Here is a 23,585-nt window from a genome sequence, read left to right on the forward strand (position 1 = left end):
AGGGAAAACAAAAAATCCCTTCCGCCCGGCGCAAGCGGGACGGAGAGGGCAGATGGTCAAGGCCGAAAGTCAGCGGTTCAGCAGGCTGCCGACATAGCGCAGCAGTTCATTGGCCGAGGCGGTCGTATATCCGTGCTCTTCCACCAGCCGTTTAATCACTTCGTTAATACGCTTCAGTTGGTTCTCATCCGGCGTCTTGGTGGATGTCGTTATTTTCACGATATCCTTCAAATCGGTGAACAGCTTTTTCTCGATCGCTTCGCGCAGCCGCTCGTGGCTGCTGTAGTCGAACCGCTTGTTTTTGCGCGAATACGAGGACATCCGGATCAATATTTCTTCGCGGAACGCTTTTTTCGCGTTTTCCGATATGCCGATCTGCTCCTCGATCGACCGCATCAGTCTTTCATCCGGATCCATCTCTTCCCCGGTCAGCGGGTCCTTGATTTTTTGCCAGTTGCAGTACGCCTCGATGTTATCCAAATAATTGTTGAACAGCGTCTTCGCCGACTCGTCGAACGAGTACACAAACGCCTTCTGCACTTCCTTCTTGGCCAGCTCGTCGTACTCCTTGCGCGCGATAGAGATGAAGTTGAGATACCGCTCCCGCTCCTCCTTCGTAATGGAAGGGTGCTGATCCAATCCGTCTTTGAGCGCGCGAAGCACGTCAAGCGCGTTGATGAATTCCAGATCCTGCCGGATCAGGGCGCTGGATATCCGGTTGATGACATAGCGCGGATCGATGCCGGTCATGCCTTCTTCCAAATATTCGTTTTGCATTTCCTTCAAGTCGGCTTCCTTATAACCTTCCACTTCCTCGCCGTCGTACATGCGCATTTTTTTGACCAGATCCATGCCCTGCTTCTTCGACTCCTTGAGCCGGGTCAGGATGGAGAAGATCGCCGCGGCGCGCAGACTGTGAGGCGCAATATGTACATGCTTCATATCGCTTTGGCGAATGAGCTTCTCATAAATTTTCTCTTCCTGCGACACTTTCAGGTTGTACGGAATCGGCATAACGATCATCCGCGATTGCAGCGCTTCGTTCTTCTTGTTGGCGATGAACGATTTGTACTCCGACTCGTTCGTGTGCGCGATAATGAGCTCGTCGGCGCTGATCAGCGCGAACCGGCCGGCCTTGAAGTTGCCTTCCTGCGTCAGCGACAGCAGGTTCCATAGAAACTTCTCGTCGCACTTGAGCATTTCCTGGAATTCCATCAGCCCGCGGTTCGCTTTGTTCAGCTCGCCGTCGAAACGGTAGGCGCGCGGGTCCGATTCGGAGCCGTACTGCGTAATCGTCGAGAAGTCGATGCTGCCGGTCAAGTCGGCGATGTCTTGCGATTTCGGGTCGGACGGACTGAACGTACCGATGCCGACACGGTTATCTTCGGAGATCAGCACCCGCTCGACCAGCACCTCCTCGATCCGGCCGTTATATTCCTCTCTGAGCCGAATTTGGCAGGACGGGCATAAGTTCCCTTCAATCTTGACCCCGAATTCTTGCTCTACATCCGGCCGCAGCTCGATCGGAATCAAATGCAGCGGCTCCTCGTGCATCGGGCAGCCCTTAATGGCGAATACCGCTCCGTTGTCCGTACGGGAGAACTGCTCCAGGCCGCGCTTGAGAATCGTCACGATGGTCGATTTGCCCCCGCTGACCGGCCCCATGAGCAGCAGGATGCGCTTGCGCACGTCCAGACGGCGCGCCGCCGAATGAAAGTATTCCTCTACCAGCTTTTCGATCGCCAGATCCAGTCCGAATATTTCCTTTTCGAAGAAATTGTATTTACGACGACCGTTTTCCTCAACAATGCCTTGGGAGGCGATCATCTCGTACACCCGAGCGTGCGCCGTCATCGCCAGTCGCGGATTTTCGCGGAGCTTCTGAATATATTCGGCGAAGGTTCCGGTCCAGGCCAGTCTCTCGGTTTCCGTGCGGTAATCGGCGATTTTCTTAAACAAGTTCATGGATTCTACCTCCTTAGGGTTTTGCGGAGCAAAACCGGCTTCATCAGGTTTGGCTTGTGGTTTCGCGGGGCAAAACCGGCTTCGTCAGGGCGCGCCTTGCCTGCAAGCAAGCGGTCCACGTGCTTTCTGGATAGCCGCTGCAACGCCGATGATGCTCAAATGCGAATGCTGCCGGTTACATGAAGTGTAGCGCTGGCCGGATGCGGCTCTGTCGCCTTTCTGCGCTGACTGACAGGTCAGCTTGCGATGCGCGGACGCCAGAGAGGCGATTCCGCGGCGAATCGGGCTTCGTGGGACACCTGATACCATTAGAACGCCTTAAGTCATCGGAATCATCTTCTTTTCAATGCGAAGTGTATTAAATACCTATGCGGCAAGGCCGACTAAGTTGACCGAAATTTTTAGACAAATAAGAAAAACTGTTGACCGCGGTTCGATCCGGTGGCCAAACCTCAGGAATGGCAAGGGATGCCGATAAAAAAAAGGAAGCAGTTGTGTGCAACTGCTTCCTTTGTCGCAAGCTGAAATCCTGCGAACCGAGTTTATGTACATCTCATTATTGCTTCATCAATTCGGCAACTTTCTTGTCGGCCGCTTCCTGCGTTTCTCTGAGCACCGTGTTGATGTCCTTTTTCTTAAGAGCCAGTTCCGCCCGCATGCCGCGAATCAGCTCCTGCACTTCTTTATCATATTTGTTTGGCGTCGGCGTTGGGGAAGAAGGGTTTTTGAATAAGGCTGCTGTATTTTTGGTCTTCAGCTTAGGGTTCTCCGAACCGAATACTTTTTCGATCTCCGGATCGCTCAACGCAGGAATCCGGGAAAATCTAGCCATATACAGCTGAGACTCTTTGGAGACGAGGTGTTGAATGACCTGCATCGCTTGCTCCTTATGCTTGCTGCCCTTCGTAATGATGAGCATGTTCGCAAGCGTATGGCGTCCCTTCCCTTTTCTATCCTCGAAGGTTGGATTGGTCACCATATCCCAGTTTGGCGCAGCATCATCATCGGCATCAAGAATCTGTGTCAGTATTTTCGAAACCCAATCCGCCATCATGGCCAATTTTTTGTCCTTGATGAACGTTTCTGCAGCATAAGCATACGATTTCCCGTTGACAACGCCGGGAATTTCGTAATTCGCCTGGAACAGCTCCAGAACCTTCCTGTACATCGGAATATCGACAATCGCTTTATTCGTCTTCGGATCGACGAACGCCTGCGTATACGGGCTCATGATATGGTCAGGGAAGCGCGGATCCCATCCGACATATTGGACGCCGTCCTGCAGCCTTGTCAATTTGCGGGCCATATCCAGCACTTCGCTCCAGAGCATGTCATCCTTCGGATAAGGAACCCCGAACTTATCGAAAATGTCTTTGTTGTAAAATAAAGCTCCTGTGTTTCTGCCAACGGGAATGCCCTGCAGTTCTTTCCCTTTCGGATCGAGATTCCGGATGGCTTGAACCGTTTCCGGGATAAACTTGCTGAGGTCAAGCTTGGATTTGGCCAACAAATCCGTTAAGTCTGCGGGAAGATCCAGAGCAATCAGCGGCATATGCCAGTCGTTGTCGGAAAGAATAAGATCAGGAACTTCCCCGGCGACAATCAGGTTTTCCAATTTCCCGCTCAATTTTTCCAGTGTAATGTGCGGATACTTCTTTTTAATCGGTTCGACGTAGAACTTCTGAAACTCGACATCCGTGAGGCTTGTATTGGCAAACAGCTTTATCGTGACGGGATCTGTCGATACTTTAAATTCGGGCTCCGCCGCTTTCGATGTGTCGCCTGAAGCTGCCGGCACGGCGGATGAACATCCTGATAATGCAATGGCGGCGATAAGAACGGGTATTGTCATTTTCTTCAACTGGTTGGTCATACGGAATCTCCCCTTTGACTATTGTGAAAAGGCTTACAAATATCATTACTTCACTATACGTGGAGCCAGCTTTAGTTAAGCGCTTTAGCATGACTCGCACGTTCCGCAAGGACGTTCAGAAGATGCTACCACCCCCTTAAGCAAGTTCACATTAACTTCGTGTTTGCGGTCGGCCAGACCTGCATACCCTACACCTGCAGAGTCCCGATAACAAGCTGACTCCTCAATGGATCGTGCTGCTCCAACTTCATCCGGACAACTTCACCCGTTGCTTGCTTTCTTCAAAGTCCCACACCCTCGGACAATGACAGAAATAAAATTGAGTGCGCTTTCAAAACATCATGCTTCATACGGCAACCCTCGAAGATCCGTAAACTATTTTGCATTTCATAATGAAAAAAACCTTATCCTGTAAACATACCCGTCCACATAAAATGGAAGGATACGATTACGGATAAGGTTTTCTCCAGGACTCAAGCCTATGCCGTAAATCCATCTGAATAATAATAAATATAGAGTATCAGTAAAAATTTGTCAACGGGTATAAATGTGAATCACCCACACTTCAACGGGTGACTCACGCCGCCCGTCGAAGACGGCGGCAGCTGCGGGTTTGGCGATCGAAGGCGTCTATCTACAGCCATTCGTGCAAACGCATGATCGTATAACGGTGGCGCACATACTTCGCGTAGCGCAAGCTCTCTTCTACCAGCTCCGGCTCGACGCCAAGCTGTGCTTCCGTGACCGGACCGCCGGCCGCGGCGAGCAGCTCAGCCAGCCGTTCGGGCGCCGGGACGGCGCGGCAGACCGCCTGCACTGCGGCCCAGCGGCTGGACAGCCGCTCGGCAAGCTGCCGCTGCAGCACGACCCGGCGCGCCGGGTCAAGCTCGGCGGCGTTCTCCGCCAGCGCTTGGCCGGCAATGGCGCCGTAGCCGGCGGCGATGTCCGCGCGGGCGGCATCTGGCGCGGCATAGTCCGGGTCGGCGAGCCGCTGCGAGGCCGATGCCCGGACCGCTTCGGCGTCAAGCGAAGCGGCTTCGCGGTACAGCGCCGCCATCTTGACGGCGGCGACGCCGACCTTGGCCCCGTGCAGCAGCGCGCGGCGGCCCGCTTGCAGAAACTTCATCTCCCAGTAGTGGGACAAGTGATGCTCGCCGCCGGAGGCCGGGCGCGAATGGCCCACGAGGAGCATGGAGATGCCGGACAGCAGCAAGCCTTCCAGCAGCTTGCGCAGCCCTTCCTCCGTGCCCGCGGCAATGTCTGCGGTATGCCGGATGCACAGCTCGAGCCCTTGCCGCGTCATGTCGGCAGCCAGGTCGCAGAGCGGCTCGTCGAGCAGCAGGCGGCCGAGCTCCCAATCGGCGAGCGACGTGTATTTGCCGAGCATGTCGCCGAAGCCGGCGGCGACCATCGGCCGCGGCGCCGTCGCCAGCACCTCGAGATCCCCGAAGATCGCCTCCGGCGAGCAGGCCGGGATCGTCTGCTTGAAGCCGCCGATAATGAGCGGCGCGCCGACCGAAGCGAAGCCGTCGACGGAAGGCGCCGTCGGCACGCTCAGAAACGCGCGGCCGGTTCGATGGGCCGCGAAGCGCACGATATCATGGAGCGTACCCGCGCCCACGGCGACGATCGCCTGCGTGTCCGGCGTCACGTGCAGCAGCAGCTGCACGACGGCGCGCTCGTCCGCGGCGAGCTCCCCGTGCTCGTCATCTGGGAGCACGCACTGCCGCGCCTGGAGCTGGGCCTCTCCGCACAGCTCCAGCAGCTTCCGGCCGGCGGCCTCCGCTGTGCGCCCGTCGCTGACAAGCAGCAGGCTGCTCAACCCCCGCTCCTGCGCGTAAAACGGCAGCGCCGCCATCGCCCCGCGCTCCAGCACGACCTTGCGCAGCGGCACGCTATGCTCCTGCCCGCAGCTTCCGCAAGTAAACGTGCGACCGAGCCAAGGCTCGATCCGATGCGCTTGCTTCATCTGGCTCTCACGAGAGCTTAAGTCAAATTCCTCATGTTCTTGATCGCGATGTTGCTGTTCATTCATCCGTTGATCTCTCCCTTCGCACCCCTTTATCGTACCAAAATTATGCTATAATTACATTACCAATGACAAAGGAGACCGTCCGCTGTGCCCATTAAAAGCGAAACGGAGCTCTACGCTCCCGTCAAAACTTACCTGGAATCGCTCGGATATGAAGTACGGGGGGAAGTGCGCCATTGCGACCTTGTCGCGATCCGCGAAGACGAACCGCCGATTATCGTCGAGCTGAAGCGCAGCTTCTCGATCCCCTTGCTGCTGCAGGCCATCGACCGGCTCAAGATCAGCCGCACGGTGTACGTCGCCTTCGAGCGGCCGGCCAAGGGCCGCGCTCCGCACAGCGCCAGCTGGCCGGAGCTGCGAAATTTATGCCGGATGCTCGGCATCGGGATGATCACCGTTCAATATTATAAAACGCGCAAGCCGCGCGTCGAGGTGGAATGCCACCCGGGGGATGACCCGTCGCTGCTGACGCATGCGCCCCGTCTGAACAAATACGCAACAACCCGGGTCGTTCGCGAATTTCAAGAGCGCCGGGCAGACTATAACGTCGGCGGCAGCTCCAAGCGGAAGCTGGTAACCGCCTACCGCGAGAAATCGCTGCAGCTCGCCAGTGCACTGCAGCAGCACGGCCCGGCCAGCCCGCGCAAGCTGCGCGATATGACCGGCAACGCCGGCGCGGCCGGCATGCTGCAAAAAAACTACTATTTATGGTTCCAACGCGTCGAACGCGGCGTTTACAAGCTTACGCCGCTCGGAGAAGAGGCGCTCCAAACGTTCGCCCACGTCGTTGCCGGCTTCCAGGAGCCTTCACCCCAAGAGGCGGCAACCAGCGGATAAAACAGGCATAACCCGGCCCCCTACAGGATAAAAATATAGTAATACACTTCCATGGAAGGAGCTGCTTGTCCTGATGAAGCGCTATCGTTTATTCCTGCGCCTGGCCTCCGTCCCGCTGTCGATCATGTTATTCCTCTCCATGCTCCCCGCATTCGCCGCGGCGCAAGCCGCCGCGGACAAGAAAGTTCGCATTCCCGTCCTGAACTACCACAGCATTACCGTCGATCCCGGCAACCGCGCAACGATTACGCCGGAAAAATTCGAGGAGCAAATGATGTATTTGGCCGAAAACGGTTATACGACGTTATCCCTCCAGCAGTTTACCGATGTGCTCGAAGGCAAAGAGAGCGCACCGGACAAGCCGGTGCTGCTGACCTTCGACGACGGGTATGCCGATAACTACACCCATGCGTATCCCCTCCTCAAAAAGCTCGGTTTCCGAGCAACATTATTCATGTCGCCAGGAATGGTCGAGGACGGTTATTTCCTCAACTGGGAACAGGTGGCGGAAATGCATGAAGCCGGATGGGACATTCAGCCCCACGGGATGACGCATCCGCACCTGCCCCGGCTGAATAAAGAGAAGCAACTGCACGAGATTACGGAGGCTCGCCATCTGATCGAGCAGAAGCTCGGTACGACCGCCGATATTTTTTGCTACCCGTATGGCGAATTTAATAACACGACGCTTTCCATCTTGAAGGATCACGGATTCCGCTATGCCTTTACCATCGATCAAGGCGTCACGACGCCCGCTCAATCCGCGCTGAAGCTGAAACGTATTTTCGTCAACGGCGAAGAGGCGCTCGACAAATGGAAGTTCAAGCTGGAAAAATGGTAAGACGTGCTGTCTCCATACGAATCGCTTAGGTGTGCGTGAGCTGTGGGGCTGGGGACTTGACGAGCGACTTGTGAATCCAGATCGCCGCTTGCGCCCCTTCCCCCATCGCGATCGTCGCCTGCTCCGAATGAATGCCGACGTCGCCCGCCGCCCATACGCCCGGTACGGACGTTTGTTTGCTTCTCGGATCCGTTACAATATGCTTGTTCTCCAGCCGTTCCACGCCAAGCGCGGCAAGCCAGTCCGAATGAACGGCGTTGCCGCCGAACGCGATAAACCCGCGCTCTCCTTCGATTACACGGCCGTCCGCCAATCGGACGCCGAGCAGCGACCCGCCGCTTTCGGCCAGCACCTCGGCTATGGCCGCTTCCTCGTATACGATGCCGCATTCCTTCAGCTTGTCCAGCCGCCCGCTCCCGATCGCCTTCCGCTCATGGTTAATATAGACGATCCGGTCCGTCCAATGCCGCAGCGTGAGCGCCATCCCGGCCCCCGGCTCGCCGGAGCCGAGCACGATCGTCTGCCTGCCGCTCACCTCATACCCGTCGCAGTCCGGGCACACATAGACGGTGCCGCCCAAGCAAGCCTCAAGCCCGGGAAGCGGCGGGAACCGGTCCATAATCCCCGTTGCGGCGAGCAGTGTACGCGCCGGCTGCACGCCGCCGCCGGCGAACGCCACTTCGAAGCCGTCCTCCCGCTTCGCCGCGGCAATGACCTCGTCCGTTCGGAATTCCACGCCGTGACGGCCGGCCTGCATCTGTCCGAGACGGCGAAGCTCCGGGCCGGAGACGCCCTCCGGCCAGCCTAATATATTATGATAGCTGCGGCATAACGTGGAACGCCCGCGTCCTTTATCGACGACGAGCACGCGATGTCCGTACCGTCCCAATTGGATCGATGCCTGAAGACCGGCGATGCCGCCGCCGACAATAATGCAATCGTACATGATGCTGATTCACCCCTTTGTCGTAAAATCCATTGAATGTTTCGTACGGGATTCGTTTCAACCCTATTCGCATGCTCCTTAGCTTCTCCCATCGCGCGCATCGCATGCGCCGGCCAAGCGCCGCTTCTCATTCCCGCGAGCCGGCAAAGCCCCGGCGCTCTTGCGCCGGGGCCTGCTTGTCCGCCCGTCGCTTGCGGCGGTTCGGATGCGTCTTGTGTGCCGTTATTTTTTGGCCTTCAAGTTATCCCAAGATTTTTGGAAGGCTGCATACATTTGTTCTTTCGTATTTTTGCCCGCGATGTAAGCTTGCATCGTTGCGCCAACTTCCTGTGGCATGCCGTCCGGATATTTCGGGAAATACCAGCCGAGCACCTTGTTATTTTTGCTGTACGTCATAATGTCGGCCGCGATCAGACCGAGGTCCTTCGGATCGGCGTTCATGGTGCTGAGCGCCGGAATGAACTTGAATTCCTTCGTAATGTACTGCTTTCCGGTGTCGGAGGTGACGAGCCAGTTCAGGAAGTCCTTCGCCTCTTTCTTCAACGCGGAGTTTTTGTTGATGACCCAGTTGTTCGGCACGCCGACCAGCAGCTTGTCGTTTGCTTCCGCGTCCTCGTTGATCGGCATCGGCAGCACACCGATGTTGAGGTTCGGCGTAATCTTGTCAATCTGCACCTGCGTCCAGTTCCCCTGCTGCATCATGGCCGCCTTGCCGGTAGCAAAATTGGTCACCTGCGTGTTGTAGTCGGTTGTGAGCGGGTTCGGCTGACCGTATTTTAAGGTCATATCGACCAGCTTGGTCCATTCGTCGAAGACCGGGCCGCCCATTTTTTGCGATCCGTCGTACAAGCCGGCGATGAATTTGTCAGGGTCCGGCTGCCGTGCCATCGCGACGTTAAACGTATGATTGCCGAGCACCCACCATTCCTGATATCCGTTAGAGAACGGCGTGATGCCGGCCGCCTGCAGCTTCTTGGCCGCTGCCTCCAGCTGGCTGAGCGTCTTTGGAATTTCCGTAATGCCCGCTTTGGCAAACAAGTCTTTATTATAAATAAAGCCGTATCCTTCCAAACCGAGCGGCATGCCGTACAGCTTGCCTTCCTTCGTCATCGGCGCCTTGGCGACCGGAAGCACATCCTTCACCCAAGGCTGGTCCGACAAGTCCTCCAGATGCTCCATCCACGTATCGGCCTCGCGGAAGCCCCCGTTATTGAAGATGTCCGGCTTGTCGTTGGAAGCGAACTTCGTTTTCAGCGCGGCGCCGTAATCCGCTCCGCCTCCGACCGTCTCGATTTGCAGCTTGACGCCCGGATGCGATTTCTCATATTCATCCTTTAGCCGATTGAATGCTTCGCTAATTTCCACTTTATATTGGAAAATTTTGAGCGTTACCGGTGTCCCTGCGGCCGCGCCGCCGCCCTGGTTGTTCCCCGGCGCCGCTTTATTTCCGCACCCTGCCGTCACTCCCGCCAGCAGCAGCGTGCCGACGGATAGCGCCGTAATGGATTTGAACGTTTTTTTCATGCGATGAACCTCCCTCTAATGGATAAACGCTGTGAGCTCACTACATAAGATAACTAACGGGTGGACATCTTATGCAATATATACAAATGAACTATAAGGCGAAAGGATGCGAAAACCGTTGATTCAGCGTGTGTGCGTTAAAATCGTGATGAACGCCGTATTGATCCCGCTCCTGTACCTTCAAACGTCGGCTTCGGTTACAGAAATCATTACGACCTCCATCGTCTTCTCGCTCGTCGCATTTGCGATCGGCGACCAATGGATATTGCGCGGAAGCAACAACGCGGTGGCCACGATCGCCGATGCCGCGATGGCGGGTCTTTACTTTTGGATCGCAGCGCGCTTGTTCCATTGGGGGCTATCCAACGGGGAGCTGTTCGTGCTCGTCGTCCTGCTGGGGGCCGTTGAAGCGATGTATCATCGGCTGTTGGCCGAATGGGATAACAAAAAGACCACCTTCTCCGAAACCGATTAGCGCGTTTCGCATTTACCTTCAAAGTGAAACAAACAGCAGGCTTCCCGTCTGGGGAGCCTGCTGTTTGTTGTGGTTTGCCGTCTATTTTCTTTCTTCCTCCCGCTGGGGCTGCGCACAAGAAACAAGCCGCCGCAATGCGGCGGCACGCTCCTGGCATAACGGTGTTATGAAGCAACGTCCGGAGAGCGCGGGTCCCGCTTCGTTCCGCGCCTCGTGCTCAGCCTTTGACCGATCCTGCCGTAATTCCTTCTATTATATGGCGCTGCATCGCAAGGAAAAAAATAACAATTGGCAAGACACCGAGCACGAGCGCGGCTAACGCCAAATCCCACTGCTTCGTATATTGACCGAAGAACGAGTTCGTCGCCAGCGGAATCGTCTTCAAGTCCGGACTTTGCAAGATGATGAACGGCAGCAGGAAGTCGTTCCATATCCATAAGCTATTGAGCAGGATGACCGTCACGGCAATCGGCTTCAGCAAGGGCAGCACGATGCGAAAAAAAGTACCGTACGCGCTCGTGCCGTCGACGACGGCCGACTCCTCGATTTCCAGCGGAATCGACTTGATAAAGCCGTGGAACAGAAAGATCGACATCGGCGTTCCGAATCCCAAATAACAAACGACCAGTCCCGGGATGCTGTCGAACAATCCGGCTGTCTTCGCTACCTTGACCAGCGGAATCATGATCGACTGAAACGGGATAACCATGGCCGCCACGAATAAGGCGAACAGCATATTGTTCCATCGCGTCGGCCGCCGTACCATCCGGTGCGCCGCCATCGCGCTGATCAGCGCAATCCCGAGGTTGCTGATCACTGTAATGATAAGCGAGTTCATGAACACGCGCGGAAATTTGATGATCGTCCACGCTCTCGTATAGTTGTTCCATTGCAGCTTGACCGGCAAGCTGGTCGGATCGCTCAGCAGCTCGCCGAACGTTTTCAGCGAGTTGACGATTACGAAATAGAACGGAACGAGAAACAACAGCGCGACCAGGATGGCGGCGGCTTCGAGAATCAAGGTGCGGGACGAATAGGTTTTGCTCGCTTCCACTAGACTTCGACCTCCCTGCTTTTCGTCAGCCGAACCTGGATGGACGTAATGACGGCAACAATGACGAAGAAGATAAACGCTTTGGCGGTACCAAGGCCGAAACGATTATTTTGGAACGCTTCCGTATAAATGTTCAGGGCGACGGATTCGGTCGATTTGAACGGACCGCCCTTCGTTAGCGACAAGTTCAGATCGAACATTTTGAACGAGTTAGATATCGCCAAAAACAAACAAATCGTCACCGCCGGCATGACCAGCGGAATAATGATTTGTGTCAGCATTTGGCCTGGCCTGGCCCCGTCGATCTGGGCCGCCTCCATGACGTCCTGCGGCAAATTCATCAGCGCCGCAATATAGATGACCATAAAATATCCGGCCGTCTGCCATACGAATACAATGACGATCCCCCAGAAGGCGGTTATCTCGTCGCCAAGCCACGGCAGCTGAAAAAACGCCAGCTTGGTCAGCTCCCCGATCGCCGGAAATCCTTTGACAAATATAAACTGCCATATGAAGCCAAGCAGCAGCCCGCCGATTACGTTCGGCAAAAAAAAGATTGTCCGCAGCACATTGCGCGTCTTCAGCGGCCGCGTGAGCAGCAAGGCGATCGCAAAGGCGAGTGCGTTGGTCAGCACGACGCCCGCTATGGCAAACCGGGTCGTGAACCAAAACGATCGGGCAAAGTCAGGATCCTGCGTCAATATTTGCACAAAGTTGGTCAATCCGACCCAGGTCACTTGACCCGAAACGCCGTTCCAGTCGGTGAACGAATAATACATGCCAAGGAAAAAAGGCATGATCATAATCAACGCAAAGCAGATGAATGCCGGGCCGATAAATACAAGCTGCTCCGCCCACGCTGCCGATTTTCGTCGATTCATCGTCGGGTTCCCCTTTCATTCGAGCTATTTTTTTAAATATCCGGTACGCATGCTGCAACCCTTGTCCCGGTTTTGTCGTCTACATCGATGTCCGCCATTTTTCCACGATATGGCTTTGTCATACCCGGACATGCCGGAATCTTGCTGCATTCGCCCTCGTTCGTTTCCTTACTATACCTCCGGCAAGTTGGGTCTATACACGCAAAACAGTGACCCGAACCTCTTTGAATATAAGCCCGGAGTAATGTATCATAGAGAAGATAACGCTCGACACGATACTGCCGAATATGACAATATCGCCTTAAACCATAGGAAGGTGAATCCCCTTGAGTACATCTCTTCAACCGGCTTCCGCGCCGGCTGCGGTTCGTTCCGCCAAACCAAAGAAATCGAATGCGCGCGCTTATGTTCTTATGTTCTTCATCTGGGCCGTCTTGATCGGCCTCGGCCTATGGGGCGGAAAACTGTACACGGACCATATCCGCATGCAAATTACGCAGGACATCGCGAAGCAAACCGGCGACCAGCTCGCCGTCATCCAGCAGGAATACGAGCGCCAGGTGTCCGAGCTGAGAACAAGCTTGACCGCCGATATGGCGCAAATGCAAGCGAAGATCGATTCGGTGAATGAACTGCTCGCCTTTACGAAGGACAGCGCGAACAGCAAGACTGACAACAGCAACCAGCTGTACACCCAGCTGGCCGAAGTGAAAAAGAAGCTCGATGAGCTGAAAAAAAATCTGGACGCACTGCAGTAAGCAACAGGATGGTGAATGTATCGCAATGAACGGAATTCAACAACTGAACCGGACGATGCTATTCTTCTTCGCGCCGTTTCTCGGACTTCTCATTTATTTGCTCTCCACACAAATTTCGATCGTGCTGCCCGAGCTCGGCGATACGCTGCATACGACCTTCTCCATCCAGGCCGAGCTTCAGCAGGCGCTTGGCAAGCTGGACAAGATGAACAGCGATGCAGCTCAGACGCGTACAACCGTCGAGAAGTATTTCGAGCTGTACGCCAAAAGCGCAACCGAAGTCGCCGGGATGACGCAGCTTGCCGAAGCCGCGTCCAAGCGGCCAACGATCATCTTCGACAGCCGCGTAGCCAGCCGTCTGGGCGGCAAGCTGTCCCGCACCGCCTCGTCGGGCAATATCGATTTGAAGCTGTACACGTTCAGCGATTCGAAATATAAGGGGTACGCCTTGAAAATCGACTTAAAATCGGATAAGGCGATGCAAATGGTGCTGGGAAAAGACAAGGTCGGAGGCAGCGAGACGACGCTGGAAGCGGTTCGCCGATACGGCGCTGTGGCCGGCGTCAATGCCGGAGGCTTTGCCGACGACAACAAAACGGGCAAGCGGTATCCGCTAAGCACGACGATGCTTGGAGGAAAATACGTATACGGCTTTGAGCCGACGTTCGAGGATTTGGCCTTTATCGGGTTAAGCAAGGACCGCAAGCTGATCGGCGGGAAATTTGCGAGACAGCAGGATTTGGACAAGCTCAATCCGTCGTTCGGCGCCACCTTCGTACCGATTTTGCTGCAGGGCGGCAAAAAACAGTCGATTCCGTCCTTGTGGATCAATTCTCCGGCCCGCGCGCCGCGGACGGTTGTCGGCAATTTCAAGAACGACCAGCTGATCTTTCTGGTGACGGACGGATACGATGAGCGCGGCAATTCCGGCGCTTCGCTGCCGGAGCTGCAGGATAAGCTCGCGGCCCTCGGCGTGAAGGATGCTTACAATTTGGACGGCGGCGGCTCCACCACCTTGATTTTTGACGGACAAGTGATCAATCGCCCTTCGGATAACGGACGGCTGCGGCCGCTGGCGACGCATTTTTTATTTTTCAAGTAATGTTCACATATTTATAAGTTTTCATTTGGGATTCGGTTGGTTATAATATGCTTCAGGAGGTGCTAGCCCGATGTCAGCTACATTTTGGATTACAATTGTTGTCTTCTTGATGTTTATTACCGCCATGCTTACGGCATCATACAATGATGACAAGACCAAAGGTCTTTAATTCCATTCGGAGAAAAGCTTCCGGCTCAAGCCATTTGCGGCGATCATCCCTTCACGCTTGCGGGAAGCTTTTCTTGTAACGGAATAGGGAGTGCAGCTCCGGCGCTGTATGTACATACGGTTTACCCACCATAAAACGATAAAAAGTATCCGCTTGAACGCTCTCAAGCAGATACTTTTTTTTTACTTTCATCGAAACGCTTCGACCGGGAACTGTTCTTCTGAGCCGGCATGCGCTTCTTATTTCGTTTCCTTGATCTGATTCATCTCGACCAGACACTGATTGCAAATATGTCTTTCCTTAAAATCGCTCACTTGATCCAGCGATCCGCAGAACACGCAGCGCGGGCGATATCGTTCCAAAATAATGTGATCCCCGCTTACCAATATTTCAACAGGATCCCCCTCGTTCATCTGATATCGCTTTCGAAGTGACTTGGGCAATACGATTCTACCCAGTTGGTCGACCTTGCGGACCACTCCTGCCGGCTTCATCCATCATACACCTCGCCTTCATACGAATAAATATGTTCTCTATAATGTTCGACGCGTAGATGAAAATTCCTTCCCAAAACCGATCGTTTATCCATTAATTCCCTTATCCTGCAGGCCGCACCGTCAGGACAGCCCTTGGAATCCGGTCTGCCGCAAGCCCTCGAACAGCACGATGGCTGCCGCATTCGACAAGTTAAGCGAGCGAACGTCGCCCGTCATCGGAAGCCGCATCAGCGTATCGGGATGCTGCGCCAATATTTCGGGAGACAGGCCTTTCGTTTCTTTTCCGAATACGAGAAAATCTTCGTCTTGGAACGCAACATCGGTATACAGCTTGTCCGCTTTCGTCGTGGCCAGCAAGAAGCGCCCGTGCTTGTATTTATCCTTCACTTCCTGAAAGGAATCGTGATACTCCAGTTTGACGGCATGCCAATAATCGAGTCCAGCCCGCTTCAGCGTCCGGTCGTCGGTATGGAAGCCAAGCGGTCTGACCAGATGCAGCCAGGTGCCCGTTGCCGCGCATGTTCTTGAAATATTGCCCGTATTGGCCGGAATCTCCGGCTCTACCAGTACGATATGAAATGCCATATGCTTGTCTCTCACTCCTTTTACCTACCCTATTATACATAAAGCGCAAGGCAATTTTAACATTCGGTTTACGCAATCTTCATATGTCGATCATACAGCGGCGGTATAATGCAGCTATAGATCACAAGATAAGGAGAATGATGTGGATGATACCGAAGAAAAAAATTCTTGTCGTGGACGATGAGCCTTCCATCTCGACGCTGATCGAATTCAATTTGAAGCTGATCGGCTTCGAGGTGCACTGCGTCTTCGACGGAGAAGCCGTATTTCCCGCCATCCAGCACTTTCGCCCCGATATCGTCGTTCTTGATCTGATGCTTCCGAAAATGGACGGCCTGCAGGTATGCCGCAAGCTGCGCAGTCAGAGCAATATGGTGCCGATCATCATGCTGACCGCGATGCAGGACCTGAGTGATAAAATCGCCGGACTCGATAACGGCGCGGACGATTACATGACGAAGCCGTTCAGTCCGCAGGAGCTGATCTCCCGCATTCAGGCCATTCTTCGCCGCACGCAGGCGCTGCCTTCCGTGGATCAAGCGCCGATTGCCATCGGCGACATCCTGATCAAGCCCGACGAGCGCGTAGTGACGGTCAAGGGCGAGCCGATCGAGCTTACGCCGAAGGAGTACGAGCTGCTGTTGTTCCTCTGCAAGCATCGCGGCAAGGTGCTCAGCCGCCAGCAGCTGCTGCATGGGGTATGGGACTACCATTTCCTCGGCGATACACGCATCGTCGACGTGCATATCAGCCATCTGCGGGATAAAATCGAAAGCAGCGCTCGCAATCCCGAGTACATCATGACGATCCGCAATGTCGGTTACAAACTGATGGAGCCCGCCGTCAAAGAGTCGCTGGCCTGAACCGATCGATGCAAAGAAAAGGTGCCGGGAGACGAAATCCCGACACCTTCGTTGTTGTTAGCCGTTGCGTCTTTGGAAATCGGCCATGAACTCGGCAAGCGCCTTGCAAGCTTCGTACGGTACGGCGTTGTACGTCGATGCCCGCAAGCCTCCCACGCTGCGATGTCCCTTCAAGCCGACGAATCCGTGCTGCTCGGATTCTTTGGCGAACTTCTTCTCCAGCTCCTCGTTTTGCATCCGGAACGTGATGTTCATGATCGAACGGCTGCCCGGCTCGATCACGCCGCGGTAGAAGCCTCCGCTGCCGTCGATCGCCTGGTAGATCAGATCGGTTTTTTCCCGGTTGCGTTTCTCCATGGCGGTCAGCCCGCCGTTTTCCTTAATCCACTTCAAGACCAGATTGACCATGTACACGGAATAGACCGGCGGCGTGTTGTAGAGCGAGTCGTTCTTCGCATGCGTATCGTAGCGCAGCATCGTCGCGATATGTTTCGGCGAATCAGCCAGCAGATCCTCGCGCATAATGACGACCGTAACGCCGGACGGCCCCAAATTTTTCTGGGCTCCCGCATAAATCATCGCAAATTTGGAAACATCTACAGGACGGCACAAAATATCGCTGGACATGTCGCCGATCAGCGGAATGCTGCCGGTGCCGGGATACGCTTGATATTGCGAGCCTTCGATCGTTTCGTTGGAGGTAATATGTAAGTAAGCCAGGTTCGGGTCCAGCTGCAGTCCGCTCAAATCCGGGATGCGTGTAAACTTGTCCGCTTCGGAGCTGGCAACGATCTTCGTTTCCCCGAAAAGCTTAGCTTCTTTCAGCGCCTTGTCGGCCCACGCGCCGGTAAGCACATAACCCGCCGTCTGTCCGGACTTCAGGAAATTCATCGGAATCGTAGCGAACTGCGTGCTCGCGCCGCCCTGCATGAACATAACCTTGTAGCCGTCCGGAATCGCGAACAATTCTTTGAGCAGTTGCTGCGTTTCGGCGTTCAGCTCCTCATACTGCGAGCTGCGGTGGGAAATTTCCATAATGGACATGCCGATGCCACGGTATTCCACAAGCTCTTCCTGCGCCTTTTGGAGTACTTCCAAAGGGAGCGCGGCTGGCCCGGCGTTAAAATTGTATGCGCGCTTTGACACTGTTCTCACACCTTCACTTTACATAGGATATGGCTAATGATAGCAAAGTTGCCCGGGCAACTTCAAGCGTTTCTCGGCAAGTTCACCGGATTCAATAAAACTTTTTGTCGAACCATGCAACAATATCGCTGCTGATGGTCTACATCGGTCCAAGAGGTGATTCGCTCTTATGAATTCGACCCCAAACGCAGTGCGGCTATTTATCGCCGTTCCGCTCCCGCAGCCCGTCAAGGACGCGCTTGAGCAGCACATGGAAAAGCTGAAGACGGCGTTCGCTTTTCAAAAATGGGTTCATCCCGGCGATCTGCATATTACGCTGCAATTTTTGGGAGAAACGCCCCCGCAGAAGGCGGAGCAAGTCCAAGCGGAGCTCGCGCGGGTCGCATCCGCTCATCCCCCCATGGGCTTGTCCATTCAAGGCGTCGGCTCATTCGGCAAACCTGCTGCCCCGAGCATCTTATGGATGGGCATACACGGCGAGCTTCCTCTTCTGGCGTCGCTGCAGGCGGATGTGGAAGCGGCAATGGAGCCGCTGGGCTTTGCCAAGGAAGCGCGCGCCTTCCGCCCGCATCTGACCGTCGCCAGGCGATATAACGGAACGGAGGCGTTCGACAAAGCGGCGCTGGCCACTGCGCCCGCATTCCCTTCTACCCCATGGACGGCCGAACATGTCGTGCTGTACCAAAGCCACCTGAACCGGAAGCCGATGTACGAAGCCTGTAAAACATATCCGCTTGGCGGTACGGCCGCAGGCGAGCTTGAACGGCGCTGACGACGCCGTGGCCGCTCCGCTGCTAGCCATCGGACGGTCCGGGCAGCCAACCTGTGCGCTGGCTCCACAGCGCCGCCTTATGGATGATGGTCCAGATGATGGGGTCTTTCGCGTCTACATAGGCCCCGCGGTTGTCCCGATACCGCTCAGCCAGCCGCCGCTTCTCCTCGGCATACGCCGCCGCATCGTCCGGATGAAGACGCAAATAATCGCGGAACATGAGCGCCGTCTGCTCCGGCCAGCTTCCGGCTCTACGCACGTGGATATGCGTTCTTCGGCCGCCCGGCATTTCGCGGAAGTACGCCTTCGTCAAATCCGGGTTATCCGCGCGGTAGCGGTAGCCCGTCGCTTCCATCGCCGTTATGATACTGTCCAAAGGCTTCAGCTGCGCAACCGACACTTGAATATCGATCACCGGCTTGGCGTCGAGTCCCGGAATCGAAGTGGAGCCGATATGATCGATTCGAATGGCCGTTCCTCCCAATGACGTTCGGAGCCGCTCACCGATCTCGCGAAACAGCTGCGGCCACTCCGCATTGTACGGAACGATGACGACAGGATCGCTCATGAAATCACTCCTTTTCATTTCCATATCCAACATAGCGAACAATATGCATAAAAACAACTGTCATCTATGATCATCCCCCCATCGAACGGGCGCCTTAAGTTGAGCGCTCGTTTTTTATTTTGGGGAGGCAGCTTACCTGTAACGCAGGTACTCCAAGGGCGCATATTCGCGAGCCAAATTGGAAAACTATGAAAACCATCCCTTTTTAGTAAAATACGGCCGAGGACAACGACGTGGACCAATCGAACCATTCGATCAGCTTCATCCAAATCTTTATGATTATGATGCTTTTTAACGGGCTCGCCAGCCATGTGATCGTCAACCCGCTGCTGCTGGACGCCTCCGGAAGAGACGCATGGATATCCGTCCTGCTTACCGGCGCGGTGTACATTCCGTGGTGCGCGCTGCTGGCCTTCATTATGAAACGAACGCGCGGTCAACACATTGCGCAGTGGCTGCAGCAGCGCACGAACCGCTTTATCGTCTGGCTGTTTCTGGCACCTCTCTGCCTGCAGCTTTATTTGATCGGCGGATTAACGATTATTCACACAACGATCTGGGGGATCAGCAACTACTTGCCGGCGACGCCGCAGTATGTATTGATCATCTCCCTCATTCTCGTCTGTCATTATGCAGCCAAATCCGGCATTCGTACGATCGCCATCGGCGCAGGTATTTTGCTTCCGACTGTAGTGATACTCGGATATTTTGTCGCGACGGCCAATCAATCGGAAAAAGACTGGAGCCTGCTCAGGCCTATTTTAGAACATGGCTGGCAGCCTGCCTTAAGCGGATCCTTGTACGCCGGAGGGGCTTTTGTGGAAATTATGCTGCTGATGCTGGTGCAGCATCGGTTAAAGAACAAAGTAAGAGCGTGGCAGTTGATGCTGCTCGGCCTCGTCCTTGTCTACATTACGCTGGGGCCGATCTGCGGTGCGATCACGGAATTTGGCCCGCAGGAAGCCGCAAAGCAAATGGTATCGCCGTATGAGCAGTGGCGCCTTGTCAAATTGGGAAACTATATCGAGCATGTCGACTTTTTATCCGTGTACCAGTGGCTCGCCGGGGCGACGGTACGCATCAGCTTATCGCAGTTTCTGATCACGGAGCTGCTGCCGCTGCGAGCCGCGAAGATGCGAAATCGCGCGATTCTGTTTATAACCGTCAGCTATCTCGTCCTTGCGATCATCGTCAGCCAGGAGAACACATTCTACTTGCAGATGTTCCGCATATATTTCCCGGCTGCCTTAATCATGACGCTGGTCTTTACGTCCATATGGGCGGTCTTTGCCTTGTTTGCCAAATCTGCAAAGGAGCGAGCCGCATGAATCAACCGACGCGAGAACCATCGACGAGGTGGACCGAGCTAAAGCTTCGGACGTTGTTCGAGCAATCCGCCGACGTTCAAATTCAAATGTTCCGTCTGGGCGAAGGCGGCTCCTCCTCCGATCTCCTGATGATTTATTCCGAGGGGCTGTGCGACAGCTCGCAAATCGGAAAGGTCATACTTCCGGAGCTAACGCATGCGTATCGGCAAACCGGATTCGGCCCGCTGCAAAAAGGGCATGTCTTCGGTTCATTGCCGCTCATTGCGTTCGAGGGAGATGCCTGCGAGCAATCGATTGTAGACGCCGTGTTCCAAGGCGATCTGCTGGTCGTTTTCGTAGAAACCGGTACGGTGTACAAGCTCGCGATTTGCAAGCGGCCGTCGAGAACGCCGGATGAATCGAGCGTGGAAATTTCCATTAAGGGCCCCCGGGACGGATTCGTCGAGGATGTGACGATCAATATCGCGCTCATCCGCAAACGCATTCGCAGCAACTCGCTCTGCTGCGAATCGGTCATTCTCGGCAGCCGAACGCGAACCCGGGTCGGGCTGCTCTATATTAGAGACATCATTTCGCCCGGCATCTTGAATGAAGTGCGATCGCGGCTCGAGAACATCAAGGTGGACGGCATCTACAGCATCGGTCAGCTGGAAGAGGCGCTCTCCGACGTGAAGTACTCGTTATTCCCGCTGCTCCATTTTACCGGCCGTCCCGACTTCGTCGTCGCCAGCTTACTGGCCGGGCGCTTCATCATTATTGTGGACGGCAATCCGATGGTGCTGATCGGTCCGGCGACTTTCGCGCTCACGCTAAAGTCGCCGGAAGATATTCATTTCGGATTTCAATACGTTTCATTCTCCCGGCTGCTTCGCATCGCAAGCTTCTGGGTATCGATCGTGCTGCCGGGATTTTGGGTATCGCTCACTGCGTTTCATCAGGATCAAATTCCGTTTCAGCTGATGGCGACCATATCGGTCGCCCGAATCGGCATTCCGTTTTCGGCTCAGGTGGAAATGTTCTTGCTGCTGGTGCTGCTCGAAATTTTCCGGGAGGCGGGCATTCGCCTTCCGAGCTCGATCGGCCAAACGCTAACCGTCATCGGCGGGCTGATCATCGGCGATGCGGCCATTCGGGCAGGACTGGTCTCCCCTTCGGTCGTCGTCGTCGGAGCGATCACCGCGGTGATGGGAGCCACACTGATCAATCAGTCGATGAGCTCGGCCGTTGGCATTATGCGGTTCGCCATCTTTCTTGTTTCTTCCATACTTGGCATGTACGGGCTTATCCTTGGCTTGATCTTGCTCGTGTTCTACATGTCCCGGCTGAAGTCGTTCGGCATTCCGTATTTTGCGCCGTTATCCCCTCCCGCGTTCAGGGATATGACGGACGCCTATTTACGCGTGCCATGGAACAAATTGAGAAACCGGCCGAGCGTCCTTCACCCGACCGATCCGGATCATCAAGGAAATGGCGGCCCATGAAAACTCTAAGTACAATAATGGCTGCGCTGGCAATGCTGTTTCTGCTGCCCGGCTGCTGGAACTCAAAGGACATACAAAACATGGCGTATGTGACGGCGATCGGCTTTGATTTCGAAGACGGAAAATTCGTGACCTACGCACAAATTTTAAACTTCAGCAACATCGCTAAATCCGAGACATCGAAAGTCGGCAGCACGGTTCCGGTCTGGATCGGCAAAGGCGAAGGCGTGACCGTCACCGAGTCGTTCAATAACATCTATGCGACTTCGCAGCTGCGCATCTTCTGGGGGCATGTCAAATCGATCGTTTTAACGGAGAGGTTTATTAAGCAAGGCGGGAGAATGCAAGAGGCATACGATATGGTGAACCGGTACCGGGAAATCCGTTACAACATTTTAATGTACGGGACGAAAGAGCCGCTTCGCAATATATTCGTTCAAAAGTCGCTGTTCAATCTTTCGCCGCTGGAATCGCTGCTCGCCACCCCGAACCAAATGTATTCTCAGCGTTCGTACATTTTGCCGGTGTACGGATATAAAATTATCGCCCATATCAAAGAACCTGGGCAATCGGCCATGCTGCCTTCCTTGTCGCTGGAGAATGGCTCGTGGACAGAGGATCATAAGCCGAGGCGTATGTTCAAAATCGATGGGGCCTATTACTTCAATCACAATTCCATGGTGGGCTGGCTTTCCGAGAAGGACCTGGAAGGATACCGATGGCTGCAAAAAAAACTGGAGCGTTCTCCGATCAATATTCCGAACGACGCACATCCCGCCGCAGCGCTCGTCATGATCAAACCGAAGCCGCATATTTATCCGGTCCTGAAAAACGGCAAAATCTATTACAATATTCACCTGAGCATCAAAGCATACGTCGATGAAATGGTCCGCGACATGAAGAAAGAAGAAATCGAGGAGCAAGCAGCCCAAGTGATTCGCAACGAAATTCGGGAGACCTACAATAAAGGACTGCGCATCAACGTGGACGTGCTGCAGTTAGGCGAGCAGTTGTACCGCAACCATCCGAAGGTATGGCGCCAGCAGTCGGACGGGGAGTTCGCGCTGACTCCCGAATCGCTTGACCGGATCGATGTCAAGGTCAAGCTGCTGCACACGGGCAAATACAAAGACAGAGTCGATTGAATAGCGCATGCGCCTGTTCAACCGGCTCTGTTGTTCGTTTATCTACTAGCCGCGGCTCAACGCGCCGGGGATATCTTGCTTGAAAAACTCATCATATGCCGTTAAATAAAAATCGGCTCCGGGCGTCTCGTTCTGAAATAAACAAGTTTGGATCCCGATGAGCCTTGCCGGAATGATGTCCAGCTCGCGGTCTCCGATCGCCAAATCCAGCTTGTATTTGTCATGCAAATATTGATACGATGCCGGATCGGGCTTTCTCGGATAGCCGTCGTCCCCGGCCACCATTTCGCTGAAATAACCCTCCCAGCCATAGTGCTGCAATATTCTCGCAACTTCTTTGCGGGGCTTATGCGTCATGATCACATTGACGTCCGCCTGCTTCAGAATTGACTCCACACCAGGAAATGGCGGGGTATCCGCCGGGTCGACGGTATGCTCCTTGCCGCGCAGCTGCTTCAACTGCTCTTCGCTCAATCCATAATGTTTGACGGCATGCGTTATAGAAATTTTTAATTGAGAATAAATCTCCTGCTTCGACACAGCGTCGCCCAACATTTCCTTGAACATGCTCGTATACGAAGGGTATGTATCAAACAACGTGCCGTCAAAATCCCACAATATATTCATGATTATTTCCATTCCTTTCGCTTCGCTCAAGGCACAAAACGGAATGAAATCCGTTCGCCTTGAGCGGTTCTCTTGTATTCTAGAGATACAGAGATATCAGCACACTACAAATCACG

22 protein-coding genes are annotated in these 23,585 nt (G+C 54.6%); 10 read left to right on the top strand and 12 right to left on the bottom strand.

Going from position 1 to position 23,585, the window contains the following annotated elements; all coding sequences use genetic code 11:
* Nucleotides 1-69: 69 nt before the first annotated feature.
* The 3 genes from KXG62_RS30255 to KXG62_RS30265 all read right to left on the bottom strand — a co-directional run bounded on the left by KXG62_RS30255 (nt 70) and on the right by KXG62_RS30265 (nt 5,873).
* A complete protein-coding gene (locus KXG62_RS30255) occupies nt 70-1,965 on the bottom strand; it encodes a PrkA family serine protein kinase (protein ID WP_218095746.1) in 1,896 nt (631 codons plus the stop codon).
* 556 nt (nt 1,966-2,521) lie between these two features.
* A complete protein-coding gene (locus tag KXG62_RS30260) occupies nt 2,522-3,838 on the bottom strand; it encodes an ABC transporter substrate-binding protein (RefSeq protein WP_218095747.1) in 1,317 nt (438 codons plus the stop codon).
* Between the two features lie 634 nt (nt 3,839-4,472).
* Entirely contained in the window at nt 4,473-5,873 is a 1,401-nt protein-coding gene (locus tag KXG62_RS30265) for a sn-glycerol-1-phosphate dehydrogenase (RefSeq protein ID WP_246627711.1), read from the bottom strand.
* An 84-nt stretch (nt 5,874-5,957) separates the two neighbouring features.
* On the opposite strand from KXG62_RS30265, the gene KXG62_RS30270 reads away from it, so the two are divergent.
* Entirely contained in the window at nt 5,958-6,707 is a 750-nt protein-coding gene (locus KXG62_RS30270; protein ID WP_218095748.1) for a DUF2161 domain-containing phosphodiesterase, read from the top strand.
* A gap of 73 nt (nt 6,708-6,780) precedes the next feature.
* Complete coding sequence (locus KXG62_RS30275) at nt 6,781-7,548, top strand: polysaccharide deacetylase family protein (protein WP_246627712.1); 768 nt, start codon at nt 6,781-6,783, stop codon at nt 7,546-7,548.
* Nucleotides 7,549-7,573: 25 nt separating this feature from the next.
* Here KXG62_RS30275 and KXG62_RS30280 read toward each other — a convergent pair whose 3' ends face one another.
* Nucleotides 7,574-8,494, bottom strand: coding sequence for an NAD(P)/FAD-dependent oxidoreductase (locus KXG62_RS30280; RefSeq protein ID WP_218095749.1), 921 nt, complete (start codon nt 8,492-8,494; stop codon nt 7,574-7,576).
* Between the two features lie 222 nt (nt 8,495-8,716).
* Nucleotides 8,717-10,018 (bottom strand): ABC transporter substrate-binding protein, encoded by a 1,302-nt coding sequence (locus KXG62_RS30285; protein WP_218095750.1) that lies wholly within the window; start codon nt 10,016-10,018, stop codon nt 8,717-8,719.
* A gap of 118 nt (nt 10,019-10,136) precedes the next feature.
* Between KXG62_RS30285 and KXG62_RS30290 the strand changes: the two genes are divergently transcribed.
* A complete protein-coding gene (locus KXG62_RS30290) occupies nt 10,137-10,493 on the top strand; it encodes a DUF2512 family protein (protein WP_218095751.1) in 357 nt (118 codons plus the stop codon).
* Between the two features lie 217 nt (nt 10,494-10,710).
* Here KXG62_RS30290 and KXG62_RS30295 read toward each other — a convergent pair whose 3' ends face one another.
* Complete coding sequence (locus KXG62_RS30295; protein WP_218095752.1) at nt 10,711-11,547, bottom strand: carbohydrate ABC transporter permease; 837 nt, start codon at nt 11,545-11,547, stop codon at nt 10,711-10,713.
* Entirely contained in the window at nt 11,547-12,428 is an 882-nt protein-coding gene (locus tag KXG62_RS30300; RefSeq protein ID WP_218095754.1) for a carbohydrate ABC transporter permease, read from the bottom strand. Before KXG62_RS30300 ends, KXG62_RS30295 begins: the two co-directional genes overlap by 1 nt.
* Nucleotides 12,429-12,754: 326 nt before the next feature.
* Here KXG62_RS30300 and KXG62_RS30305 point away from each other — a divergent pair, with 326 nt between their 5' ends.
* Together KXG62_RS30305 and KXG62_RS30310 are read left to right on the top strand one after the other, a co-directional pair.
* Nucleotides 12,755-13,186 (top strand): hypothetical protein, encoded by a 432-nt coding sequence (locus tag KXG62_RS30305; protein WP_218095755.1) that lies wholly within the window; start codon nt 12,755-12,757, stop codon nt 13,184-13,186.
* A gap of 25 nt (nt 13,187-13,211) precedes the next feature.
* Entirely contained in the window at nt 13,212-14,288 is a 1,077-nt protein-coding gene (locus KXG62_RS30310) for a phosphodiester glycosidase family protein (protein ID WP_218095757.1), read from the top strand.
* 408 nt (nt 14,289-14,696) lie between these two features.
* Here KXG62_RS30310 and KXG62_RS30315 read toward each other — a convergent pair whose 3' ends face one another.
* Together KXG62_RS30315 and KXG62_RS30320 are read right to left on the bottom strand one after the other, a co-directional pair.
* Nucleotides 14,697-14,951 (bottom strand): AbrB/MazE/SpoVT family DNA-binding domain-containing protein, encoded by a 255-nt coding sequence (locus KXG62_RS30315; RefSeq protein WP_218095758.1) that lies wholly within the window; start codon nt 14,949-14,951, stop codon nt 14,697-14,699.
* A gap of 123 nt (nt 14,952-15,074) precedes the next feature.
* On the bottom strand, nt 15,075-15,539 hold the full coding sequence (locus tag KXG62_RS30320; protein WP_218095759.1) for a tRNA (cytidine(34)-2'-O)-methyltransferase: 465 nt from the start codon (nt 15,537-15,539) through the stop codon (nt 15,075-15,077).
* A gap of 149 nt (nt 15,540-15,688) precedes the next feature.
* Between KXG62_RS30320 and KXG62_RS30325 the strand changes: the two genes are divergently transcribed.
* The gene (locus KXG62_RS30325) at nt 15,689-16,402 is read left to right on the top strand and encodes a response regulator (RefSeq protein WP_281427040.1); all 714 of its coding nucleotides are present in this window, start codon (nt 15,689-15,691) and stop codon (nt 16,400-16,402) included.
* A 57-nt stretch (nt 16,403-16,459) separates the two neighbouring features.
* Here the strand turns inward: KXG62_RS30325 and serC are convergent, their stop codons facing one another.
* On the bottom strand, nt 16,460-17,548 hold the full coding sequence (gene serC, locus KXG62_RS30330) for a 3-phosphoserine/phosphohydroxythreonine transaminase (RefSeq protein ID WP_218095761.1): 1,089 nt from the start codon (nt 17,546-17,548) through the stop codon (nt 16,460-16,462).
* Between the two features lie 169 nt (nt 17,549-17,717).
* Between serC and thpR the strand changes: the two genes are divergently transcribed.
* Entirely contained in the window at nt 17,718-18,320 is a 603-nt protein-coding gene (gene thpR, locus KXG62_RS30335; protein ID WP_218095762.1) for an RNA 2',3'-cyclic phosphodiesterase, read from the top strand.
* Nucleotides 18,321-18,342: 22 nt separating this feature from the next.
* Here thpR and KXG62_RS30340 read toward each other — a convergent pair whose 3' ends face one another.
* Entirely contained in the window at nt 18,343-18,888 is a 546-nt protein-coding gene (locus KXG62_RS30340) for a GrpB family protein (RefSeq protein ID WP_218095763.1), read from the bottom strand.
* Between the two features lie 233 nt (nt 18,889-19,121).
* Here KXG62_RS30340 and KXG62_RS30345 point away from each other — a divergent pair, with 233 nt between their 5' ends.
* The 3 genes from KXG62_RS30345 to KXG62_RS30355 are packed head-to-tail and all read left to right on the top strand — an operon-like array spanning nt 19,122 to nt 22,842.
* The gene (locus KXG62_RS30345) at nt 19,122-20,216 is read left to right on the top strand and encodes a GerAB/ArcD/ProY family transporter (RefSeq protein ID WP_246627713.1); all 1,095 of its coding nucleotides are present in this window, start codon (nt 19,122-19,124) and stop codon (nt 20,214-20,216) included.
* Nucleotides 20,213-21,697, top strand: coding sequence for a spore germination protein (locus KXG62_RS30350; RefSeq protein WP_218095764.1), 1,485 nt, complete (start codon nt 20,213-20,215; stop codon nt 21,695-21,697). Before KXG62_RS30345 ends, KXG62_RS30350 begins: the two co-directional genes overlap by 4 nt.
* Nucleotides 21,694-22,842 carry a Ger(x)C family spore germination protein gene (locus KXG62_RS30355; protein ID WP_246627714.1) on the top strand — a complete coding sequence of 383 codons (1,149 nt, stop codon included), beginning with the start codon at nt 21,694-21,696 and terminating at the stop codon, nt 22,840-22,842. Before KXG62_RS30350 ends, KXG62_RS30355 begins: the two co-directional genes overlap by 4 nt.
* Nucleotides 22,843-22,887: 45 nt before the next feature.
* Here the strand turns inward: KXG62_RS30355 and KXG62_RS30360 are convergent, their stop codons facing one another.
* Nucleotides 22,888-23,469 (bottom strand): HAD-IA family hydrolase, encoded by a 582-nt coding sequence (locus tag KXG62_RS30360; protein ID WP_218095765.1) that lies wholly within the window; start codon nt 23,467-23,469, stop codon nt 22,888-22,890.
* Nucleotides 23,470-23,585 lie beyond the last annotated feature (116 nt).

It is taken from the genome of Paenibacillus solanacearum (genome assembly GCF_910593845.1).
In the GTDB taxonomy this organism is placed as follows: Bacteria; Bacillota; Bacilli; order Paenibacillales; family NBRC-103111; genus Paenibacillus_G; species Paenibacillus_G solanacearum.